Below are 12,523 nucleotides of genomic sequence, written 5' to 3'. Positions count from 1 at the left end.
GGCGCTCATGGTCTACCCATTCCGTGAGGGCGTTATAAAGTGCCCATTTTGTCCCTCTGATCTCGGCCTGTTGCAGTCCAGCGCCGACCTCAACAAGCTCTTCGATCCTGGCCATGGCCTTGACCTTGTGGGGCTGCTTCTCAAGTGGCACGTCTGGCCTGATTTCCAGTACGTTAGCAAGGAATTCGTCCATCTCGGCCTTGAGGAAGGACTGCCCGGCGATGCGCTCGGCCTGGGCCATGAAGACCTCAAATTTCTGCGTGGTGATTCCGAGCGTCTGCTGTGCCAGGTCTACTCTGGCCTGGATGTTGGGTGAGTGGCGGGTGACGAAAAGCTGACCGTTGGTCTTGCCCAGCGCTCTCACAAGGGTGTTGTTACAGACCACGCGGACGGGTGTCCAGAGCATCTGAAAGCTCAGGCTGCCATCGTGCCCATTGACTAGCAGCAAGTAGTTCTCCATCAGGTCAACGCCACGGACTGCCTGGGTCTGGGGTAGCTTTGCCAGAATCCAAACCTTGGCTCCGTTGGCGATGCTTCCGGCGGTGTGGTATACGGCCTGGCCTGTGCCCACCACGTCGTCGAAGAACGCAAACGCCTGGGCGTTCTGGATGGGGGTGTACTGGGCACCGACCACGTTATAGCAGCGGCCGTCTGTCTTGCGGACCACTGCGCGCTTGTCGGGTATCAGGATTGTCCTGTCCATCAGGTCGCCACGGTAGACCGGGATGAGCTCCACCTCCCAGTCCAGACCTGCGGCTCTGAGTGCCTCGGCGCTGGTGCATTCTGCCTCCAGCTTTTGCCCCAGTCCGTGCCAGGGTTCCTCTCGGACATACATCATGGTTTCGATTAGGTGCGCCATTATTCGGTTTCCTCCTTCTTCAGTGTGGCTGTGGTCTCTTTGTCGCACGGGTTTTCAAGGTTGACAGTTGGCCTATCCCAACAAGTGATTTGGACTGCGTCGAGTCGGGGGTTAAAGTGTATCCATGCAATTTCGACACCGAGAGAGACACTGATCCACCCTGCGTCGAAGAATGGGCGCTCCTCGGGGGCGCAAATCTCCCTGACAATGCGGGTGGTAACTTCTGAGTAGCCGTGCCCATCCTCATATCCACCCAACCCCTTGAGAACAATGAATCCATCCACTATAATGAGCAACAATATGAGTGGTCGGTTGGAGACGCGGCCGAAAGGAGATGGGATGAGGAAGATTCTGGAGATTCTGGAAAATGATGCCAGGGCAACACCGAAACAGATTGCCACCATGACCGGCATATCAGTGGCTGAGGTGAAGAACATCATCAAGAAGGCCGAGAGGAAACGCGTCATTGTCAAGTACAAGACCATGATTAACTGGGAGAAGGTAGGCCATGATGAGAAGGTATGGGCCATGATCGAGGTAAAAATGCAGCCCCAGAAGGACGTGGGATTTGATGCTGTGGCCGAACGCATCTACCGCTTCCCTCAGGTTCGCACGCTCTATCTGGTCTCCGGCACCTACGACCTGGCGGTCTTTGTGGTCGGCAAGACTATGCAGGAAGTCGCCTCCTTCGTCTCTCAGAAGCTGGCTCCTCTGGATGGTGTCCATGGAACAGTGACCCATTTCCTGCTCAAGCGCTACAAGGAGGACGGCGAAATCCTGGATGCCGGAGGGGAGGACAGGCGGTTGCCGCTGACCATATGAAAAAGTGCACGGCAAGACGTCTGGATAAGGTACCACCTTCAGGTATCAGGAAGTTCTTCGATCTCATCTCCTCCATGGAGGGGGTTATCTCCATGGGGGTGGGCGAACCCGATTTTGCCACCCCGTGGCATATCACCGAGGCAGCCATCCGATCTCTGGAGCAAGGCTTCACCATGTACACCTCCAATGCGGGGATGCTGGAACTGCGCCGGGAACTGTCTGCCTATCTCAAGAGGACCTACAATCTGGACTACGATCCCGATACCGAGCTCCTCATCACCAGCGGTGTCAGCGAGGGACTCGACCTGGCAGTGCGGGCCATCATCGACCCTGGAAACGAAGTGATCATGCCCGATCCGGCCTACGTGGCCTATCCGGCATGTGTCCTTTTTGCCGACGGCGTGCCCGTCCAGGTTCCCACCTACTGTGAAAATGAATTCAGGCTGCCGGCCTCCGATGTCGAAGCTGCCATCACGCCCAGAACCAAAGCCATTCTCATTGGCTACCCGTCCAATCCCACCGGGGCGGTAATGGAAATGGAAAGACTGGCCGAGATTGCCGATGTAGCCAGGCGGCGCAAACTGCTGGTCATCTCCGACGAGATCTACAACCTGCTGGTCTACGACATGGAGCCTACCAGCTTTGCCTGCCTGCCCGGTATGAAGGACTACACCATTATGCTGGGAGGCTTTTCCAAAGCCTACGCCATGACAGGGTGGCGTATCGGATACGCAGCCGCCAGTCACGAGATCATCGCTGCTATGACCAAGATTCATCAATACACGGCGCTATGCGCTCCCACCATGGGGCAGATAGCCGCCATCGAAGCCCTCAGGTCAGGGGAGCCGGAAGCAAAGCGGATGATAGAAGAATACGACCGCCGCCGCCACGTCATTGTCAAGGGACTCAACAATATGGGGCTGGACTGCTTTGAGCCCAGGGGGGCTTTCTACGCCTTCCCCTCGATCAGAAGCACCGGCATGTCTTCAGAGGAGTTTGCGGAGAGCCTGCTCATGGAAGAGAAGGTAGCTGTGGTCCCCGGCACAGCGTTCGGCAAATGCGGGGAAGGGCATATCCGTTGCTGCTATGCTACCTCAATGAGCAATATTGGGGAGGCACTGAACAGAATGGCCAGGTTTGTCCACAAGCACCGCCCTGTGTAGGCTGACGCAGGACAGCAGTCATTATTTCTGTGTCATTGCGAGTCCTTCACAAAGTGAAGGACTACTAAGATGGGCGACGAAGCACTCCCGGGGTGGGGTAAAGCCATCCCTGATATGCCTCAGATGTCATTGAAACGCAGTTGCGGCTGGCCCTCGATTAGTGCCAGAAACTGCCGGTGCACTATCTCATTGCCCGCCACGATCTCCCTGCTGTGAATAGTGGCCGGTTTGCCCTGCCAGTCGGTCATCTTCCCCTTTGCTCCCTCCACCAGCGCAACGGCGCCGGCCAGATCCCAGGGGTAGAGATAGGGATGGATGTAAGCATCCAGTCGCCCGCAGGCGACGTAAGCCAGGCCCAAAGCTGCCGACCCCATCAACCTCAGACCACCCAGTTCGGGCCAGCAAGACCCCGCGGCGTCCAGCATCGCCTTCCCTTTATCGGCATCATAGCCCAGGTCACAGCCAAGAAAACACTCCTTCATCGACGTGCGCCGGGCCACGGAGATCGGCTGTCCATTAAGTGAGGCACCATATCCTTTCTGCGCCGCGAAAAGCTCTCTCCTCACCGGATCGTAAGTCACTCCTAAAAGCACTTCCTGGCTGCTCGCCAGGGCGATGGCCACGCAGAAGAAGGGAACGCCGTGGACGTAGTTATTGGTACCGTCCAGAGGATCGATGACCCAGGTATAGGGGGAACCCTGGACTATAGCTGGAGACTCCTCGGAAAGGATATCGAAATCCGGATACTCACTACGGAGAACGGACATGACGCTCTTCTCGGCCAGAACATCCACATCAGTAACCAGGTTAGCTCTTCCCTCCTTGTACCCCAGCTTCAGTTGGCCGTGCATATGCTTTAAGAGGAGGCTTCCTGCCTCCTCTGCTGCCTGGGTGGCTATCTCCAGAACTTCTCTGCCGCTTCGGGACAAAGGTAAACGCACCATCATATTCCCTTCGAAATAAGACCCATTCTGTCTTTGACTTCCCTGATAGTCTCCCTGGCGATGGCCCGGGCGCGCTGCGCCCCCTCGGCCAGCACATCCCTGACATACTCCGGCCTGGTAGCCAACTCACTCCGCCTTTCGCGGAGGGGTGCCAGGGCCTCGTTGATCTCCTGAGCCAGCAGCCGTTTGCATTCCACGCAGCCAATGGCCGCGCTGCGGCACTGCGGGGCTATCTCTTCCGCCTTGCCAGGTTTAAACAACTGATGAAGGCGGTAGATATTGCAGATTTCGGGATGCCCCGGATCGCTCTTGCGCTTCCGGGCTGGATCGGTGAAAGCGGTCATTATCCGCTCAGCGGTCTCCTGCGGCGTAGCTGCCAGCTCAATGTGGTTATTAAGCTGCTTGCTCATCTTCTGCACGCCGTCCAGGCCCAGGATCAGCGGTGCGCTGGTCATCTTCGGCTGGGGTTCGGGGAAGGTATCGCCGTAGAGGCTGTTGAAACGCCTCACGATCTCGCGGGCCAGTTCCAGGTGGGGCAATTGATCTTCACCCACCGGGACAAACTCGGCCTTATAGAGCACGATGTCCGAGGTCATCAGCACGGGGTAGCCCAGCAGTCCGTAGTTCACATTATCCGGCTGCATCTTCACCTTCTCCTTGAAGGTGGGCACCCTCATCAGCCAGCTCAACGGGGTAGTCATGCTCAGCAGGGTGTGAAGCTCAGTCACCTCGGGCACCTCTGACTGGACAAAAAGGATGCTCTTCTGCGGGTCAAGCCCCGCTGCCAGCCAGTCGAGGATCATCTCGCGGATATTCTGCTGAATGTGCCTAACTGCTTCAGCACCCTGAAGGGTAGTCAGTGCGTGAAGGTCAACGATGCAGTAGACACACTCGTACTCATTCTGGAGACTGACGTAATTCTGGATCGCCCCGAGGTAGTTGCCGATATGCTGTCGGCCTGTGGGGCGGGCACCGGAGAAAACGCGCTTCTTCATCTAGCAGGCTTGTTCCTTTGCGGGTTCAATTATAGCACGTTGGGGTGGTCAGATATAAATGGGGGGGGGCTGGCCTGCACAATGTGACGTGTTGTTAGATCACGGACTAAAACTCGTTCATTTTTGCCCCATACTTTCACGCCTAGCCCTCAGACATGAAATTCAGCGCACCTTCTTAATATCCCCATATCCTTAATCCGTGGATTACTTCGCGTTAATGTCAGAGGCTGTCCGAAATGTAAATGTCTCAGCTTTGAGCAGAGAAATGGCTAGCTTCAAAAAACTCCAATTTTTAGAGTTTTCGGACAGCCTCTCCAAGTGGAGGCCAGAGGGTATGGTACCACCCCTCTGGATTCCTGCCTACGCAGGAATGACGTGGTCAGGTCGGGGACCTGACACCCACTTTTGACATACGGGGCAGGTCGTCCTTCCGCAGAAGGATGACACCCACTTTGAGAATCCACGGATTTGGGATATAGCAGTTGATTTAAGAGCGCGGGAACTATGTAGTACAATTATCGATATCCATCACCTGGAGATAAAAACGCAATGCTTGAAACTCATAGCATGACCATTGCCAACCAGGCAGGAGTCACACACCAGCAAGTAGAGGCTGTCAGGTCCCTGCTTGATGCGGGAGCGACTATTCCATTCATTGCACGCTATCGCAAGGAGAAAACCGGGTCACTTGACGAGGTGGTACTTGGCGAAATACGGGACGGCCTGACACGGCTGGCGGCGCTCGATAGTCGGCGCCAGGCAATCCTGAAATCACTTGAGGAACAGAATGTACTCACAGCCGAGTTACGCAGTTCTGTCGAATCGGCGGCGACCCTGACCGCATTGGAGGATATTTACCTTCCCTACCGCCCCAAACGGCGCACCCGGGCCACCATGGCTAAAGAAAAAGGGCTTGAGCCTCTCGCCGAGCTGATACTGGCTCAGGAGGTTGCTAATCCGTCTCACGAAGCTCTCGCGTTCGTGAACATGGAAAAAGGTGTCGGTTCGATTGAGGATGCCCTGGCCGGAGCGCGTGACATCATTGCCGAGTGGGTCAATGAAGACACCCAGGCAAGGCAGATCATACGCAGTCTTTTTTACCGAGAAGGAATCATTCAATCAAGCGTGGTTAAAGGTAAGGAAGGCGAAGGCATCAAATATGGCAATTATTTCGACTGGCAGGAGACGGTTGCCCGAGTGCCCAGTCACCGGATGCTGGCTATGTTGCGTGGCGAGAACGAGGGGTTCCTGAAACTCAGGATAAGACCGCCTCAAGAAAAAGCGCTGTCATTCCTGCACCGACGCTTCATTAAAAGTACCGGTGCCGCTTCGGCACAGGTGGTTCTGGCTGTAGAGGATAGCTATCCGAGGTTACTAGCGCCCTCTATTGAAACTGATATCCGTCAGCAGGCTAAAGAGCGCGCCGATGACGAGGCGCTCCGTGTCTTTGCGCGCAATCTGCGTGAAACACTCATGGCTCCACCAATGGGGCCGCGGGCTGTACTGGCCATCGACCCCAGTTATCGGACCGGCTGTAAGATGGTTTGCCTGGACCCTCAGGGCAAGCTTTTAGCCAATGCCGTTATCTACGTGAACCAGTCGGCGGCGCGGAGTCAGGAAGCCAGCCAAACGATACTCGATCTCATACAAAGATTTCACATTGAAGCTATTGCTATCGGCAACGGCACGGCCAGCCGGGAAACCGAAGAATTCATTCGCGGGCTGAGCTTACCGGACAAAATGCCGGTCGTCATGGTCAATGAAAGCGGCGCATCGATCTATTCCGCGTCCGCCGTCGCCCGTGAAGAGTTCCCTGACCAGGATATCACCGTGCGCGGGGCGGTATCCATCGGGCGGCGGCTACTGGACCCTCTCGCAGAACTGGTAAAGATAGACCCCAAGTCCATCGGGGTGGGGCAATACCAGCATGATGTCGATCAAGGCAGACTCAAGAGCAATCTCGACGAAACCGTCATGAGCTGTGTAAATGAGGTTGGTGTAAAAGTAAATACTGCCAGTCAACAGCTTCTCACCTATGTTTCGGGACTTGGCCCCACGCTGGCCAAGAACGTTATCGCCCACAGAAATGAGAATGGCCCGTTTCGTAGCCGCGCAGACCTCAAGAAAGTACCGCGGCTTGGCCCGAAGGCGTTTGAGCTGGCCGCCGGGTTCCTTCGTATTGATAATGCAGAGAATCCCCTCGATGCCAGCGCCGTGCACCCGGAAAGCTATCATATCGTAGACTGCATGGCCAGGGACATGGGCTGCGGGGTGGCCGACCTCATACGCCGCGATGATTTGCGCCGCCGGATTAATCTTGAGAGTTACACGGGGGAAGAGTATGGGCTGCCGACATTGCAGGACATCATGGTAGAGCTGGCCAAGCCGGGGCGTGATCCTCGTGAACATTTTGAGGCGGTCGCTTTCGCCGCGGACATCAGGACGATTGACCGACTCACTCCGGGAATGAAGCTGGCCGGAATCGTGACCAATGTGACCAATTTTGGAGCTTTTGTTGACATCGGCGTGCACCAGGACGGGCTCGTGCACATCAGCGAACTGTCTGATAAATTTGTAAGAAACCCGGCTGATGTAGTCAGGGTCAATCAAAAGGTTTCGGTCACGGTGCTCACGATCGATCCGGAACGTAAACGCATTTCTCTGTCAATGAAGTCGGATGCGTCCCCACCCGGATAACACGGGGCAGACACTTAATAACAAAGATTATGTTGGATTGGCACTTATACCTGGTTAGGTGTCACGATGGAAGTTTGTATACCAAAATTACGACTAATGTTGCCCGCAGGTTTGCGGGGCACCAGGAAACCAATTGACCTGCCCCCAATAATGATACCACCTATAGATTTAGAGTTACCCGTATTTTGACTTCGGGAGCAGATGAGAAGCCACAATTAAGTGACCATTGGTCACTTTCCAGAGTCTCTGCGCTGCTCTTGACTGCGACCGTATAGCATCAATTCAATAACAGGGAAGAGGCCCGCGTGTCAAATCATTCCTGTGCACGGACACTCATGCCTGGACTTGGCGAATGTCGAGTCATGCAGGGCACGCCTATATCAGTCTCATAACCAGCTTCCCGAAAAGCGGGCCGACGAAGTAACACATGAACGGCAGGAAAGCCGGCGAGAATCGCCGGGACAGCGCTCCCCTGTAGTCCCCCAGGTAGTCGCCGAACGTCTTGTGCTGATACTGCAGCAGGAGTTGCGATTTTGATGTGTCGTACCAGTCCAGGTAGAACGGCTGCTGAGTGAACTTGCGGGCCGATGGCAGCGGCAACCTGAGGACTCCAAGAATACTACCTACCATGTCCTTGTAGAGCATCCTCCCTTTGGTCCCGCCGCTTATGATCAGGGTGTTCCCTTTGGCTGCTTCGAAGGTCACTATGGCATTTACTATCGCCAGAGAGACTTCGTCCGGATGGCATAGCTCCAACCTGTTGTTCAGCGGGATGTCATATAACCGCTGGACGTCGCTCAGCTCGAAGACGGTGTACATCGCTGCCGACAGGCGCAGTATCACATAGCCGATGCCGGATTCCCTGATGAGGGTCTCTGCCTTGAGCTTGGTGTCTCCATACACGTCCTTTGGGTCAGGGGCGTTCTTCTCCACGCTGATGGGTTCTGTGGCTGCAGTGGTCGGTCCAAAGACAGCCACCGAAGACGTGAAGACAAATGGGATGCGCTTTCCTCCGTTCCTTATGACATCAACGAGTGTTTTAGTGCCTCCAACGTTGACTCTGGCGGCCAGGCCCGGGTTGGCCTCCGTCACCGGAGGAAGGATGCCAGCCATGTGAATGACCGCATCGACACCCTCCACTGCCTGCCGTACGGAATCGGCATCCGTGATATCTCCCCAAAACACCTCTGCCTTACTGCCTAGTTCCTTGACGCTCTTGCGATTCCGCGGCGAGGCAAGGTCAAATACTCTAGCCTCGAAGCCTTTCTTTTGGAGCATCTTGCAGACGCTTATGCCAAGCCTGCCTGCCCCACCAGTAACCAGTACACGCATTCGCCCCCTCCTTGGTGAGAACCCCTTCACGCCATCTGATATGTGACGTGAACAGCCGAGTAGCTTTTCGCTACACAAACTATTAGGAGTATACCGACAGTTTGACCCACTGTCAATAGCTGACGAGTGGGGTGTCCAGAAGCAGATGAGATATCTCTCCACAGATGGCAAGCAAGCCATCTGACATTTTCCCTGGACAGCGACAAGCTTTATGTTGGGGCACTGGTGACACTAGCGGAATCTTTCAGGGAGAGGCAACGCGACAGACAAAGCATTGGCGGAGAGTAATCCTCAAAACATATAATGAATACATAATGAGCAAACCTGACCGGTAAAGCTGCCCGCATAGAATCCGGGATTCCCCATATCAACTCGTAGTGAGCTGACCCTCGTCCCTCTTTAGTCTTAAAACCGATGATGTACCCATTGCATCAGACTGTCCAACATGTTCAGAACCACCCGGACAACCCGGCCCAGGCACTTAATAACAAAGATTATGTTGGATTGGCACTTATATCTGGATTGTAACATCGAGCCCACCGTGGTCGTCTCGAGCTAGTGCCTGGTTGCACAAGTCAGCGTAACAATCGAGATTCTTCGCTGCGCTCAGAATGACACCTAAGCGCCTGTCACCATGACAGTGGGCAATATGTCAGAATGATATTCATACGGCTTGTCACCCTGAACGGAGCGAAGGATTCATCAGAAGGACGACAGCCACCAGGGTGTATTCATGGTTCATAGCTCATGGATCATAGTGGGCGGTTCAGGGGCTACAGAGATTGCTTCGTCGCTGCGCTCCTCGCAATGACATTTGGGCGCGTGAGAACGGGTTCGCGAACCGCCCACTACAGAGAATGTGCTCGTTGATGCCCTGCCACTTAAGAAGATACTTCAGAAGGCTGTCAACCGAAGGCAAGCCGAAGTTGTCCAGTTATTATGTGGAGAGTAGGCCTGCTCCAAGGCCCATCTCAATCAGATTTGCAGCTGTTCTCTAGCTGCTTCCCCAGCCTCCAGAAGTGAATGTAGTGCTTCATTAAGTAGCTGCAGCTTTCGCTGATCAAGCGCCTTCAACAGCAATTCAGCGTTGCCTCGTGCCAATTGCCACAGCCCTGTTATCAGCTTCTCTCCTTGATCTGACAAGCGAATTAAGACTATGCGGCGGTCGTTTGGGTCACCCTCCCGCGTTGCCATATCCTTCTCTACCAGACGATCCACCACTCCCGTTGCCGTGGCCAGGCTAACACCTAATGCAGAAGCAATGGTACCCATTCGCTCTGGCCCGTTCAGGAACAGAAGGAGCACAACCTTGAGCTGTGGCATAGTCAGATCCAGGCTAAGCCACTCTTTGGGCAAGATGGGGAAGAGGTCACGAAATGCCTTTTCCCCTAGCTCCAAAACGCTTTCAACAAGCTCCTCTTTGGTTCTCTCTTTTGTCATTGATCCGCTCCTATCCAGTCTTGCCCGGGCAATTATCTCCGCCTGCTTCTACACTTCGGGTTTGTGCACGACAATGTGATGGGCTGCCCACTGACAGATTCAGCCTTCTTCACAAAGCATCCACACTCAGGGCAGTGATTATGGCCGCCATTGCCTCGATGGAAACGACTAGGCATCCACATGGTCAGATTTCTCCTTCCGAATCCCGTTTAACTCGATATCCATCGCTCTCTCGTAGTGGGATGATAATCCCTCACGCTCAGCACGGGTTTGCCATCTTAGCCAACCGAACATACCGTTGTGCCTCCCACACCTTCTCCAACGCTCATTCCTGATTGCCAGACTCAAGACTGCAAAATCTGCATCTTCTGCAAAAGACGCTGGCTTTGGACAAGCCAGCAATGCCACAGCCAACTCTATGAAGTCATCATCGGATAACTATGCCTTGAGATTCGATTTAGAATATCACATTAGAACTATGGTATCAATTTCCAGACGCTATGGTGTGGATGTTCTACGATTATGACAGGGGTTAAGCGTTCAGGGACTACAGAGATTGCTTCGTCGCTGCGCTCCTCGCGATGACATTTGAATGCGTAGTGGTAGTTCGCGAACCGCCACTACGCAGGTGAATGCTGCTGGAGAGTTGCTAAAACTCGCCAGGGTGCTTTGCCTCCCGGAACCACCGGCGGGAGAGCATGATCTTCAGATTGGAGAATCTGAGCATAAACTTTATGACTGTCCACATATCCGGCATGCTGAAGGCCGCTCTAATCTTCCAGCGCACCGGCTCCAGGGTATCTACCTGCAGGATCAAATAGTCGCCCTGACGGGTCATACCGGAGACCTTGGCTTTGAGTTCTGTCTTCCCCAGTCCTGTCGATCTGAATAGCATCTTGTGTTCACTCCCTTTCGTGAGCTACCTTATGGTCTCATGACGTAGTTGTTCTTGATTGCTTCGGTGACTACCTTTGGCTCTGACCACCACTTCTTTATTCTATGGTCCTCGGCCACTGCATTGGCGCAGTTGTAACCCGGCCCCCAGATCACACAGCCACCGGGAGCAACGCTTGACCCTCCTACATAGAGGTTCTTCACCGGCGTTCTGTACTGTGAGCAATCCTGATTAGGTCTGAGGTATCCCATCTGGAGCGGGTGGTAGGCGCCCTGCTTGTAGCCGCCCTTGACCATATTGGCGAACTTGTTCTGAATGTCGGCTGGAGTAGTGATGTACGTCTGCAGTACCTTGTCCTTCATCATATTGGGGGCGTATTGCTGGAGTTTGGCAATCTGCTTCCACATATACTCCTGTCTGAACTTGCGGTTCAGCCATTTCTCATGCCCGCCATCTTTCAGATCATAGACGGCCATCTGGGAGATGAGCCCGGAGCACTTCCCAGGCGGCGCCTGGTAGGAATCATGGACACTGGGGAAGGTGGCGTTGCACCCGGCATCATCCGCCATCTTGCCCTGCTTCATCTCGTCCCAGTGGCGTTTCAGGCTGGCCAGGTTCTCGTAGCCGATAAGGTATATGAAGGCCTTGTTAATCTGGGGATCGGAGGCGGCTGCCTTGAACTGCGGCGGCTCCGCCAGGGCCAGATGCACATCGAAGAGGCTCCACTTCTCCCACTGCCAGATCTTGACCATTTCCACGAAATCCTTGTCCAGGTTGTTCTCCCCCACATACTTGAGGAAGGTCTGGTGGGTATCAATCGTGCTGATGACGGCCTTGTCAGCCAGGTACTGGGTACCGTCTTCGAGTTCCACACCCTTGGCAGTGCCGTTTTCGATGATGAAACGCTTGATCTGGGCACTGGTGCGCACCTGTCCCTTGTTCTCGAAGTATCTCTTGACCAGGGCATTGGAAATGCGGTGAGACCCGCCAGCCACCAGATAATAGTTCACCAGCCTGTTCAAGTAGAGGGGTATAAGGTAGCTCAATCCTGACTGGCTGTAGTCCAGACCCCAGTGGCAGCAGGCGTAGAGCATGAGCGTCCTCACGACATCATTCTCATACATCTCGCAGACTATCTCTTCCGGGGTCTTCTCTGTCATGGCAGTCATCTGCGCACCAAGAGATGTCGACTCAGCAAAGGCGGCCATGAGCGGAGCGGGCCCCATCGGGACATAGGTCTGCGGGCCGACAATGTTCTTCATCATCTCGTCGAACAGCTTGTACATCTGACGATAGCTGTCGGCATCTTTCTTGGAGAACTTAGCTATAGAGGCACAGGTCTTCTCCACATCTGTATAGATGCAGAGGCACTTGCC

The 12,523-nt window shown here is 54.6% G+C and carries 12 protein-coding genes and 1 pseudogene; 4 read left to right on the top strand and 9 right to left on the bottom strand.

Translation table 11 applies throughout. The features are described 5' to 3' along the window. Positions 1-859 (bottom strand): DUF932 domain-containing protein (locus tag NTZ04_03855; protein MCX5991450.1); only part of this gene is annotated, 859 nt, incomplete at its 3' end. Next, positions 859-1,143 (bottom strand): hypothetical protein, encoded by a 285-nt coding sequence (locus tag NTZ04_03850; protein ID MCX5991449.1) that lies wholly within the window; start codon positions 1,141-1,143, stop codon positions 859-861. The genes NTZ04_03855 and NTZ04_03850, both read right to left, overlap by 1 nt. Before the next feature lie 16 nt (positions 1,144-1,159). On the opposite strand from NTZ04_03850, the gene NTZ04_03845 reads away from it, so the two are divergent. Together NTZ04_03845 and NTZ04_03840 are read left to right on the top strand one after the other, a co-directional pair. Beyond that, positions 1,160-1,681 (top strand): Lrp/AsnC family transcriptional regulator, encoded by a 522-nt coding sequence (locus tag NTZ04_03845; GenBank protein MCX5991448.1) that lies wholly within the window; start codon positions 1,160-1,162, stop codon positions 1,679-1,681. Next, positions 1,678-2,844 (top strand): aminotransferase class I/II-fold pyridoxal phosphate-dependent enzyme, encoded by a 1,167-nt coding sequence (locus NTZ04_03840; GenBank protein MCX5991447.1) that lies wholly within the window; start codon positions 1,678-1,680, stop codon positions 2,842-2,844. Before NTZ04_03845 ends, NTZ04_03840 begins: the two co-directional genes overlap by 4 nt. A gap of 119 nt (positions 2,845-2,963) precedes the next feature. Here the strand turns inward: NTZ04_03840 and NTZ04_03835 are convergent, their stop codons facing one another. Together NTZ04_03835 and trpS are read right to left on the bottom strand one after the other, a co-directional pair. Continuing rightward, positions 2,964-3,791: an inositol monophosphatase family protein gene (locus NTZ04_03835; protein ID MCX5991446.1), complete on the bottom strand. Its 828-nt coding sequence runs from the start codon at positions 3,789-3,791 to the stop codon at positions 2,964-2,966. Then, positions 3,788-4,783 carry a tryptophan--tRNA ligase gene (trpS, locus tag NTZ04_03830; protein MCX5991445.1) on the bottom strand — a complete coding sequence of 332 codons (996 nt, stop codon included), beginning with the start codon at positions 4,781-4,783 and terminating at the stop codon, positions 3,788-3,790. Before trpS ends, NTZ04_03835 begins: the two co-directional genes overlap by 4 nt. A gap of 549 nt (positions 4,784-5,332) precedes the next feature. Here trpS and NTZ04_03825 point away from each other — a divergent pair. Together NTZ04_03825 and NTZ04_03820 are read left to right on the top strand one after the other, a co-directional pair. Beyond that, positions 5,333-7,480, top strand: coding sequence for a Tex family protein (locus tag NTZ04_03825; protein MCX5991444.1), 2,148 nt, complete (start codon positions 5,333-5,335; stop codon positions 7,478-7,480). Between the two features lie 29 nt (positions 7,481-7,509). Next, a pseudogene (locus NTZ04_03820) lies at positions 7,510-7,605 on the top strand (GIY-YIG nuclease family protein). A gap of 250 nt (positions 7,606-7,855) precedes the next feature. Here NTZ04_03820 and NTZ04_03815 read toward each other — a convergent pair. The 5 genes from NTZ04_03815 to NTZ04_03795 form a co-directional block, all read right to left on the bottom strand. Next, a complete protein-coding gene (locus tag NTZ04_03815; GenBank protein MCX5991443.1) occupies positions 7,856-8,812 on the bottom strand; it encodes an NAD(P)-dependent oxidoreductase in 957 nt (318 codons plus the stop codon). 975 nt (positions 8,813-9,787) lie between these two features. Further along, positions 9,788-10,252 (bottom strand): MarR family transcriptional regulator, encoded by a 465-nt coding sequence (locus NTZ04_03810; protein ID MCX5991442.1) that lies wholly within the window; start codon positions 10,250-10,252, stop codon positions 9,788-9,790. A 168-nt stretch (positions 10,253-10,420) separates the two neighbouring features. After that, entirely contained in the window at positions 10,421-10,546 is a 126-nt protein-coding gene (locus NTZ04_03805) for a hypothetical protein (protein ID MCX5991441.1), read from the bottom strand. Positions 10,547-10,901: 355 nt separating this feature from the next. Then, positions 10,902-11,147: a hypothetical protein gene (locus NTZ04_03800; GenBank protein MCX5991440.1), complete on the bottom strand. Its 246-nt coding sequence runs from the start codon at positions 11,145-11,147 to the stop codon at positions 10,902-10,904. A gap of 29 nt (positions 11,148-11,176) precedes the next feature. Further along, positions 11,177-12,523: NAD(P)/FAD-dependent oxidoreductase (locus NTZ04_03795; protein MCX5991439.1), on the bottom strand; the 1,347-nt coding region annotated here is incomplete at its 5' end.

Source organism: Chloroflexota bacterium (genome assembly GCA_026389585.1).
In the GTDB taxonomy this organism is placed as follows: domain Bacteria; phylum Chloroflexota; class Dehalococcoidia; order UBA2247; family RBG-13-53-26; genus JAPLHP01.
The sequence above is the reverse complement of the archived record's forward strand: the minus strand, read 5'-3'. Positions and strand labels throughout refer to the sequence as shown.

What these genes read in the sequence shown, in the direction of transcription:
- NTZ04_03840 (MCX5991447.1), top strand. Translation starts at nt 1,678, where the DNA reads ATGAAAAAGTGCACGGCAAGACGTCTGGATAAGGTACCACCTTCAGGT.
- NTZ04_03800 (MCX5991440.1), bottom strand. Translation starts at nt 11,147, where the DNA reads ATGCTATTCAGATCGACAGGACTGGGGAAGACAGAACTCAAAGCCAAG.
- NTZ04_03835 (MCX5991446.1), bottom strand. Translation starts at nt 3,791, where the DNA reads ATGATGGTGCGTTTACCTTTGTCCCGAAGCGGCAGAGAAGTTCTGGAG.
- trpS (MCX5991445.1), bottom strand. Translation starts at nt 4,783, where the DNA reads ATGAAGAAGCGCGTTTTCTCCGGTGCCCGCCCCACAGGCCGACAGCAT.
- NTZ04_03810 (MCX5991442.1), bottom strand. Translation starts at nt 10,252, where the DNA reads ATGACAAAAGAGAGAACCAAAGAGGAGCTTGTTGAAAGCGTTTTGGAG.
- NTZ04_03825 (MCX5991444.1), top strand. Translation starts at nt 5,333, where the DNA reads ATGCTTGAAACTCATAGCATGACCATTGCCAACCAGGCAGGAGTCACA.
- NTZ04_03805 (MCX5991441.1), bottom strand. Translation starts at nt 10,546, where the DNA reads ATGTTCGGTTGGCTAAGATGGCAAACCCGTGCTGAGCGTGAGGGATTA.
- NTZ04_03845 (MCX5991448.1), top strand. Translation starts at nt 1,160, where the DNA reads ATGAGTGGTCGGTTGGAGACGCGGCCGAAAGGAGATGGGATGAGGAAG.
- NTZ04_03815 (MCX5991443.1), bottom strand. Translation starts at nt 8,812, where the DNA reads ATGCGTGTACTGGTTACTGGTGGGGCAGGCAGGCTTGGCATAAGCGTC.